Consider the following 8,393-nt stretch of genomic DNA (forward strand, 5'->3'; position numbering starts at 1 on the left):
AGTGGGATTTGGCGGCGGAGCCTAAGAGGAGCCAGGGCTCCGCCCTGGACCCGCAAAAGGTCGAAGACCTTTTGAAACCAGGATTGTCCGCCGCAACTGCGCCGTCAGCCGAGCCGCTCGATCCAGCTCTGCGCCTGTGCCCGAACGTTGTCCGGCGCGGTGCCGCCGTAGCTGGTGCGGCTGGCCACCGAGTTCGCGACGCCGAGCACGGCGTAGACCGCGTCGGTGATGCGCGGCTCGGCTTCCTGCATCTCGGACAGCGACAGCGCTTCCAGCCCGACGCCCTTGGCCGAGGCGGCGCCGACCAGCCGTCCGGTGACGTGGTGGGCCTGGCGGAACGGCAGGCCGAGCTCGCGCACCAGCCAGTCGGCGAGGTCGGTGGCGGTGGCGTAGCCGGAGCCGGCGGCCCGGGCGAGCACGTCGGCGTTGGGTTCCAGGTCCTTCACCATGCCGGTCATGGCGGCCAGGCACAGGGACAGCGCCTGGAGGGCGTCGAACGTGCCCTCCTTGTCCTCCTGCATGTCCTTGGAATAGGCGAGCGGCAGCCCCTTCATCACCACCAGCAGGCCGGTCAGCGCGCCGATGATCCGGCCGGACTTGGCCCGCACCAGCTCGGCCGCGTCGGGGTTGCGCTTCTGCGGCATGATCGACGAGCCGGTGGTGTAGCCGTCCGACAGCTTGACGAAGTTGAACTGCGCCGAGGTCCAGACCACCAGCTCCTCGGCGAAGCGCGAGAGATGCACGGCGCAGATCGAGGCGGCGGCGAGCGATTCCAGGGCGAAGTCGCGGTCGGCGACCGAATCGAGGGAATTCGCGGTCGGCCGATCGAAGCCCAGGGCCGCCGCAGTGGCGTGCCGGTCGATCGGGAAGGAGGTGCCGGCCAGCGCCGCCGCGCCGAGCGGGCATTCGTTGAGGCGCGCCCGCGCGTCGCGGAACCGGCCGCGGTCCCGGGCCAGCATCTCGACATAGGCCAGGCAATGGTGGCCGAAGGTGACCGGCTGGGCCGACTGGAGATGGGTGAAGCCCGGCATCACCGTGCCGGCATGCTTCAGCGCGGTCTCGGCCAAGGCGCGCTGCAGGTCGGCGGCCTGCTGGTCGAGGGAGTCGAGGGTGTCGCGCACCCACAGCTTCATGTCGGTGGCGACCTGGTCGTTGCGCGAGCGCGCCGTGTGCAGGCGCCCGGCCGCCGGCCCGACGATCTCGGTAAGCCGGCTCTCCACGGACATGTGGATGTCCTCGAGCTCGCGCTTGAACACGAAGCGCCCGGCCTCGATCTCGTCGCGCACGGACTTGAGCCCGGCCTCGATCGCGGCCACATCCTCTGCCGGAAGGATGCCGGCCGCGCCGAGCATCGCCACATGCGCCAGCGAGCCGCGGATATCCTGGGGCGCGAGGCGCTTGTCGAATCCGATGGAGGCGTTGATCTCCTCCATGATCTCCGCCGGGCCGCTGGCAAAGCGGCCGCCCCACATCCGGTTGCTCATGTCGATCCTTCCGCGCCCTGAACGTCCCGGCAGGCAAGCCTGATGCCCGGCCGCACCACTCTGATGGCCGGCGCTGGCCTCGCCGCGCTCGCCGTCCTCGGAACCGCCCTATACGGGAGCGGTCTCCTGCCCGGCAACACGGGTGCGGCGTCCCAGCCCTGCGCGGGTGCCACCCCGGCGCTGGCCCGGCTCGACGCCGCCGCCAAGGGCGAGGTCGCGGGCATGCAGGCGCTGAAGCAGGCGCGGCCCGCGCCGGAGATCCGGTTCAAGGGGCCGGACGGCGCCGAGACCGGGCTCTCCGACCTCAAGGGCCGGCTGCTGCTGGTCAATCTCTGGGCGACCTGGTGCGCGCCCTGCAAGGCCGAGATGCCGGCGCTCGACCGCCTTCAGGCGGAACTCGGCGGGCCGGATTTCGCCGTCGTGGCGATCAATGTCGACACCCGCAACCTCGACAAGCCGCCGGACTGGTTGAAGCAGGCCGGCATCCACGCCCTCGCCTTCTACGCCGATCCGGGTGGGCGCGTTCTCCCGGCGATCCAGCGGGACACCCAATCCCCCGGCCTGCCGACCACGCTGCTGATCGACCCGCAGGGCTGCACGATCGGGGTGATGAAAGGCCCCGCCGCCTGGTCGAGCCCGGACGGGTTGGGGTTGATCCGCGCGGTTATAGGAAAGGTGTCGTGAGGGGACGGCGCCTCAGTTGCACCCTACAGAGCCTCTTTGACCGGTTTATCCGACCCTCGCCCTCATCCTGAGGCGCCGGGCGATCGAAGATCGTTCGGCCTCGAAGGAGCCCTCCAGGGATCGCGCGGGTTCTGGAGGGCTCCTTCGAGGCCTCCGCTGCGCTCCGGCACCTCAGGATGAGGGGAAAGATTGGGAGATCCGTCGCTCGGGACCGTCTTCCGACCGAGATCGCGAAGTCAGACAGCCTCTCAGAAGAGCCGCCTCTCGAGCGCTCATTGCTAGATCAGATCGGGATCCTCGTGATGGCTTCAACAAGAGCCGGTATCGAGATCGTGGTCCGGTCCGAGCCGTCCCGCCGTGCGGCCGAGGAAATCCGCGACCGGATCGGATTGCGCCAGGAGCGCCAGGGCGACCATGCCGAGCTCGGTCGTCGACGTGATGCCCGCCTCGCGCTTGGCAGCGTCCACCAGGGCGGGCGGCACACGGAAGCTCACATGCTCGGACGTGTCTCCGTCGAGCAGCCCCGCTCGCCGCGCTTCCTCCAGCACGGCGGCCTGGATTCGTGCGGCCGGTCGCGGCGCCCGCTTCGGTTGCGCGGATGTGGTTTTCGGTACAGCCATCCCTGCACCTCCGACTCTCGAATGCCGGCAGGATAGCGCAAGGCGACATACGCGGACAGATGGCTCCCCGCCCCTTGCCGCCGCCCCCAAACCACGCCAAGCCTGCCCGCGATGAAGCCGCCTTCGACTCCCGGCCGCGCCCCGCAGGACCGGGGCCGGCGCCCCCTCTCGGCCATCCGCACGATGCTCGCGAGCGAGGCGGCGGGCGGGCTGATCCTGATGGCCGCGGCGGCGCTGGCCCTCGTGGTCGCCAACGGACCCTTCGCCGAGGCCTACGCGCACGGGCTCCACGCACCGCTCGGGCCGATGAGCGTGCAGCACTGGATCAACGACGGCCTGATGGCCGGGTTCTTCCTGCTGGTCGGGTTGGAGATCAAGCGCGAAGCCCTGGACGGGCGGCTGCGGACCTGGCCGGACCGGGTGCTGCCGGGCATCGCGGCGTTCGGCGGCATGGCGGTGCCGGCCCTGGTCTACGCGGCGGCCAATCTCGGCGCCGGGACCCTGCGCGGCTGGGCGATCCCGGCGGCCACCGACATCGCTTTCGCCCTCGGCGTCCTGGCGCTGCTCGGCAAGCGGGTGCCGGTCTCCCTAAAAATCTTCCTGAGCGCCGTGGCCATCGTCGACGATCTCGGCGCCGTGGTGGTGATCGCGCTGTTCTACGGCTCCGGCCTTGATGTCGGGATGCTGGGACTGGCCGCCCTGGTGCTCGCTGGCCTCTACGGCCTCAACCGGGCGGGCGTGACCTGGCTGTCGGCCTATCTCCTGCTCGGTCTGGTCCTGTGGGTGCTGGTACTGCGCTCCGGGATCCACGCCACGGTGGCGGGGGTGCTGCTGGCCTTCACCATCCCGATCCGGGTCAGCCCCGGCCGGCCGGAAGACGTGGATTCGCCGCTGCATCGGCTGGAGCACGGGCTGGCGCCCTGGATCACCTATCTGGTGGTCCCGGTCTTCGGCTTCGCCAATGCCGGCGTCGCCCTGACCGGCCTGACGCCCGACGCCCTGCTCCAGCCGGTGACCCTCGGCATCGCCGCGGGGTTGTTCCTGGGTAAGCAGGCCGGCGTCTTCGCCAGCCTACGGCTCGCCGTCGCGCTCGGATGGGCGCAGCGTCCGGCCGGGGCCGGCTGGGGGCAGGTCTACGGCGTCGCGGTTCTGTGCGGGATCGGCTTCACCATGAGCCTGTTCATCGGCGGTCTTGCCTTCGCGGACCCGCAGCACGAGACGGCAGTGAAGCTCGGCGTGCTCGCGGGCTCGGCCCTGTCGGGGCTCGCGGGGGCGGCGATTCTCCTGCTGGCGCCGCGCCCCGGGGCAATCCGGTAGCCCCGTCGGGCTCCGTCGCGCAGGAAAATGCGCTACCTGCCTCTCCATGCGCTTCTATCTCGGCCTCGCCACCACCTTCCACGACCCGGCGCTCGCCCTCGTCGGGCCGGACGGCACCCTGCTGTTCGCCGAGGCCGCGGAGCGGTTCCTCCAGGTCAAGCGTGCCCCGAATTGCGAGCCGGACAACCCGGCCCAGGTGACCGCGCTGCTGCAGACCTACGTGCCGCCCGGCTCGGAGCTCGTCGTCGCCTCGTCCTGGGGGCCGCAATTCACCGATTTCCTGCGCGGGCAGGCGGAGGCCGGCACCTTCGACCTGATGGCGCTGGCCGCCCACACAACGGCACTCAACCGCTCATTCGTACCCGAGCAGGCGGAGCGGGTGTTCATCGCCGACCTGCACGCCGCCCAGGCTCGGGCCGGCCACGGCACGCTGCTGGCGCTCCTCCAGGAGGGCCGGGCCACCGGCGCGGCGCCGCGCGCGACCGTCGCGGCGCAGCGGCGCTACCCGCACCATCTCTGCCACGCCGCCTACGGGCTCTGGGGCAGCCCCTTCGACGCGGCCACCGCCCTGGTGGTGGACGGCATGGGCGAGACCGGCGCGGCGGCGCTCTACCGGCTGGAGGGCGGCCGGATCACGGAGCTGCGTCGCCACCGCGGGCGCGGCTCGCTCGGCTTCCTGTACGGGCTGATCACCGATCTCGCCGGCTTCGACCAGATAAAGGGCGAGGAATGGAAGATCATGGGGCTCGCCCCCTACGGACGCCCCGATCCGGAGCTGGCCGCCCTCCTGGCCCGGCTCTGCACCATCGAGGCCGGACGGCTGCGCTTCGCCGAGGCCGCGACGATCCAGGCGGTCGCCGCCGAGATCCAGGCGCACCGCCCGGCGGACGCCCTGGACACCGGCTGGGCCGACCTCGCCCGCTGCGGCCAGGATTTTTTTGGGACTTTGATGGATGTGCTGGTGGCGGAGGCTGCCGCCCTCGGCCCCTCCGACAACCTCGTGATCGCCGGCGGGTGCGGGCTCAACTCCTCCTATAACGGCCGGGTGCTCGGCCGCTCCGGGTTCACCCGGCTGCACGTGCCCTCGGCGCCGGCCGACGACGGCAACGCGGTCGGCGCCGCCTGGCTCGCCTACGCGGAGGACAATCCGGGCTGGGCCGGCCCGCCCCCCGCGCTGCGTCCGCTGACCCCCTATCTCGGCTCTCGGGTTTCGACGGCCGCCATGGAGCGGCTGGCCGAGCAGGAGCCGCGGGCCAATTGCGTCGGACATGCAGAGGCGACCCGGGCTGCGGCAAAAATCCTGGCCGCGGGCGGGTTGGTCGGCTGGGTGCAGGGAAGGGCCGAGTTCGGTCCCCGGGCGCTCGGCAACCGCTCGATCCTGGCCGATCCGCGGCCGCAGGGCGCCAAGGACGCGCTCAACGCCAAGGTGAAGTACCGCGAGGCGTTCCGACCGTTCGCGCCCGCGATCCTGGCCGAGGCGGGACCGGACTGGTTCGAGGCTTACGCCGACAGCCCATATATGGAGCGCACGCTCGTCTGGCGTGCGGAAGTGCGCGGCAAGGTGCCGGCGGTGGTCCACCAGGACGGTACCGGCCGGCTCCAGAGCGTCACGCCCGAGCGCAACCCGGCCTTCGCGGCCCTGATCGCCGCCTTCGCGGACATCACCGGGGTGCCGATCCTGCTCAACACCAGCTTCAACGTGATGGGCAAGCCGATCCTCCACAGCGCGGAGGACGCAATCCTGATGTTCTACACCACCGGCCTCGACGCCCTCGTGGTCGAGGATTGGCTGGTGGTGAAATGACGAACGCCGCGCCCCCGGGGGGACGCGGCGCCGACGAGACGATCGTAAAAAAAATTACTCGCAGACTTCGACGCGACGGTAGGTGAACTCGCCGTCGCCGAGCCACTCCTTGCGGCGCTCGTAGTGGCAGATCGGGCCGCGGCGCTCGCGCACCACCACGGTCTCGGGCTCCTCGACCAGGACGCGGCGCGGGCGATACTCCGGCGGCGGGGGCGGCGGCTGGTTGGCGCCGTTGATCAGGGCGCTCCCGACCACGCCGCCGACCACGCCGGCCGCAAGGCCGCCGACGATCGCACCGGTCTGGTCGCGGGCGGTGGCCGGGGCGACGGCCCCGAGCACCAGGGTCGCGGCGAGGGCGGCGGCCCCGGCGCGGATCGTCGTGAAGGAACCGTTCGTGGACACGCGCAACATCTCCCGTTCGTGTTGAGGATGATCCAACACCGGGACGATTAAAAATCTCCGAAGCGGCGCTTTGCGATGGCGCGGGTTCAGAGCAACCCGTCGAGCGAACCGATCACGCTTGTGGGGGCGAGGTCGGCGTATTCGTCCGGCAGCCCCCTGCGGTTCACCCAGGCGGTCCGGAACCCGAAGGCGCAGGCGCCGGCCACGTCCCAGCGATTCGAGGAGCAGAACAGCACGTCCGCCTCCCCGACCGCGAGCCGGGTGAGCGCGGTCCGGTAGGCGTCGGGGTGGGTCTTGAACACCTGCGCGTCGTCCACCGAGAGCACCGCGTCGAGATGGTCGGCGAGGCCCGCCGAGGCCACGGCGCGGTCGACCATGGCGGCGTTGCCGTTGGTCAGCACCGCCGTGCGCAAGCCCCGCTTCTGCAGCACCGCCAGCACATTCGGCACCTCCGGGTAGGCGTCGAGGTCGCGATAGGCGTCGAGCAGCTTCTCACGCAGGCCGGGATCCACGCCCGGATGCAGCGCCAGGGCGTGATCGAGGGCGCGCACGGTGAGGTCCCAGAAGGCGGCGTAGCGGCCCATCAGCGACAGGGTCCAGCTGTATTCCAGCTGCTTGTTGCGCCAGACTTCGGAGAGGTGGTCGGCATCCGGCCCGACCAGCTCGGCGTAGCGCTGGACCGCGGCGTTCACGTCGAACAGCGTGCCGTAGGCGTCGAACACGACGGCCTTCACGCCTGCGAGCAGGTCCTTGGTCATGGCGTTCCTCACTGGGCGCTCGGGGACGATGTGGGACTCGCAGGCGCGGCGGCGAGCCCGGCTCGATGGGACGGGCTCTCTCAGGCCCGGCGCAGACGCAGGCCGAACAGGTGCAGCAGGCCGGCCAGCAGGCCGCCATAGATCGCCGCTCCGGCCAGCCCCAGCACTGCCAGCACGGCGATCTCGCGCCCGTGCGACAGGGCCGGTACCAGCGCCTCGGCGAGGCCCTGGCCGTAGATGGCCACGCCCGCCAGGGCGAGGCAGGCGAGTCCGACGCCCAGCACCGTGAGGCCCAAGGTGCGGCCCGGCGCCGTCCAGCCGCAGCGCTTGGCCAGGACGACGAGGATCAGCAGGTTCACCCACTGGCTGACCGCCGTCGCCAGCGCCAGGCCAGTGACGCCATAGGGTCCGGTGAGCCAGAGCTTCAGCGCGACGTTGACGAGAATCGCCGTCAGCGACGCCCAAAGCGGGGTCTTGGTGTCCTGCCGGGCGTAGAAGCTCGCGACCGCACTGCGCACCAGCACCACGGCCGGCAGGGCGAGCCCGTAGGCGGCCAGCACCGAGGCGGCCCGGGACGCATCCTCGGCGCTGAAGGCGCCGCGCTGGAACAGGGCCGCCATGATCAGGCCCGGGATGGTCAGGAACGCCACCGTGAACGGCGCCGACAGGGCCAGAGAGAACCCCGCCGCCCGGTTCTGCGCCGCATGCGCGCCGGCGACGTCGCCGGAGGCGAGCCGCCGGCTCATCTCCGGCAGGAGCACGGTGCCGGCCGCGATGGCGATCACCCCGAACGGCAGCTGGTAGAGCCGGTCGGCATAGTACAGGGCCGAGACCGCCCCGGTGGGCAGCCAGCTGGCGATGATCGTGTCGGCGAAGGTGGCGATCTGGAACCCGGCCGCCCCGATCACCGCGGGCCCGAGCACGACGAAGAACCGCTTCAGCGCCGGGTCGGGGCGCGGCACGGCGAGGTCCGGCATCACCCGGGCCCGGCGGCAGCCCCACCACAGCAGGCCGAATTGCAGCACCCCCGAGACCGCGACGCCCCAGGCGGCCGCGTAGGCGGCGTTGGGGAACAGGAAGCTCAGCGACAGGGCCGCCAGCATCGCGAGGTTGAGCAGCACCGGGGCGCCTGCCGCCACGGCGAAGTGCCGGTGGGCGTTGAGGATGCCCGACAGCAGCGTCACCAGGGTCATGAACAGCAGGTACGGGAAGGTGATCCGGGTCAGCGCCACCGCGAGCTGGAAGCGCTCGCCATCCTCGGCAAAGCCCGGCGCCAGGGCGTGGACCACCCAGGGCATCGCCGGCAGGGCGAGGTTCAGCAGCA

Annotated in this window: 8 protein-coding genes; 3 read left to right on the forward strand and 5 right to left on the reverse strand. The window is 71.4% G+C overall.

Annotated features, from left to right (window positions below; genetic code table 11):
* Positions 1-104 precede the first annotated feature (104 nt).
* A complete protein-coding gene (gene argH / locus MKL20_RS17675; protein WP_244037760.1) occupies positions 105-1,484 on the reverse strand; it encodes an argininosuccinate lyase in 1,380 nt (459 codons plus the stop codon).
* A gap of 42 nt (positions 1,485-1,526) precedes the next feature.
* Between argH and tlpA the strand changes: the two genes are divergently transcribed.
* Positions 1,527-2,168, forward strand: coding sequence for a thiol:disulfide interchange protein TlpA (tlpA, locus tag MKL20_RS17680; protein WP_244037761.1), 642 nt, complete (start codon positions 1,527-1,529; stop codon positions 2,166-2,168).
* A gap of 308 nt (positions 2,169-2,476) precedes the next feature.
* Here tlpA and MKL20_RS17685 read toward each other — a convergent pair whose 3' ends face one another.
* Complete coding sequence (locus MKL20_RS17685; RefSeq protein ID WP_244037762.1) at positions 2,477-2,788, reverse strand: hypothetical protein; 312 nt, start codon at positions 2,786-2,788, stop codon at positions 2,477-2,479.
* 111 nt (positions 2,789-2,899) lie between these two features.
* Here MKL20_RS17685 and nhaA point away from each other — a divergent pair, with 111 nt between their 5' ends.
* Together nhaA and MKL20_RS17695 are read left to right on the forward strand one after the other, a co-directional pair.
* Positions 2,900-4,105, forward strand: coding sequence for a Na+/H+ antiporter NhaA (gene nhaA / locus MKL20_RS17690; RefSeq protein ID WP_244037763.1), 1,206 nt, complete (start codon positions 2,900-2,902; stop codon positions 4,103-4,105).
* A gap of 46 nt (positions 4,106-4,151) precedes the next feature.
* Positions 4,152-5,909 carry a carbamoyltransferase gene (locus tag MKL20_RS17695; RefSeq protein WP_244037764.1) on the forward strand — a complete coding sequence of 586 codons (1,758 nt, stop codon included), beginning with the start codon at positions 4,152-4,154 and terminating at the stop codon, positions 5,907-5,909.
* A 54-nt stretch (positions 5,910-5,963) separates the two neighbouring features.
* Here MKL20_RS17695 and MKL20_RS17700 read toward each other — a convergent pair whose 3' ends face one another.
* From MKL20_RS17700 to murJ, 3 genes are all read right to left on the reverse strand, one after another.
* Positions 5,964-6,320 (reverse strand): hypothetical protein, encoded by a 357-nt coding sequence (locus tag MKL20_RS17700; protein ID WP_243963787.1) that lies wholly within the window; start codon positions 6,318-6,320, stop codon positions 5,964-5,966.
* Between the two features lie 77 nt (positions 6,321-6,397).
* Positions 6,398-7,069, reverse strand: coding sequence for a haloacid dehalogenase type II (locus tag MKL20_RS17705; protein WP_243963786.1), 672 nt, complete (start codon positions 7,067-7,069; stop codon positions 6,398-6,400).
* Positions 7,070-7,149: 80 nt separating this feature from the next.
* Positions 7,150-8,393: murein biosynthesis integral membrane protein MurJ (gene murJ, locus MKL20_RS17710; RefSeq protein WP_244037765.1), on the reverse strand; the 1,244-nt coding region annotated here is incomplete at its 5' end.

It is taken from the genome of Methylobacterium sp. E-066, from assembly GCF_022829635.1.
Classification (GTDB): domain Bacteria; phylum Pseudomonadota; class Alphaproteobacteria; order Rhizobiales; family Beijerinckiaceae; genus Methylobacterium.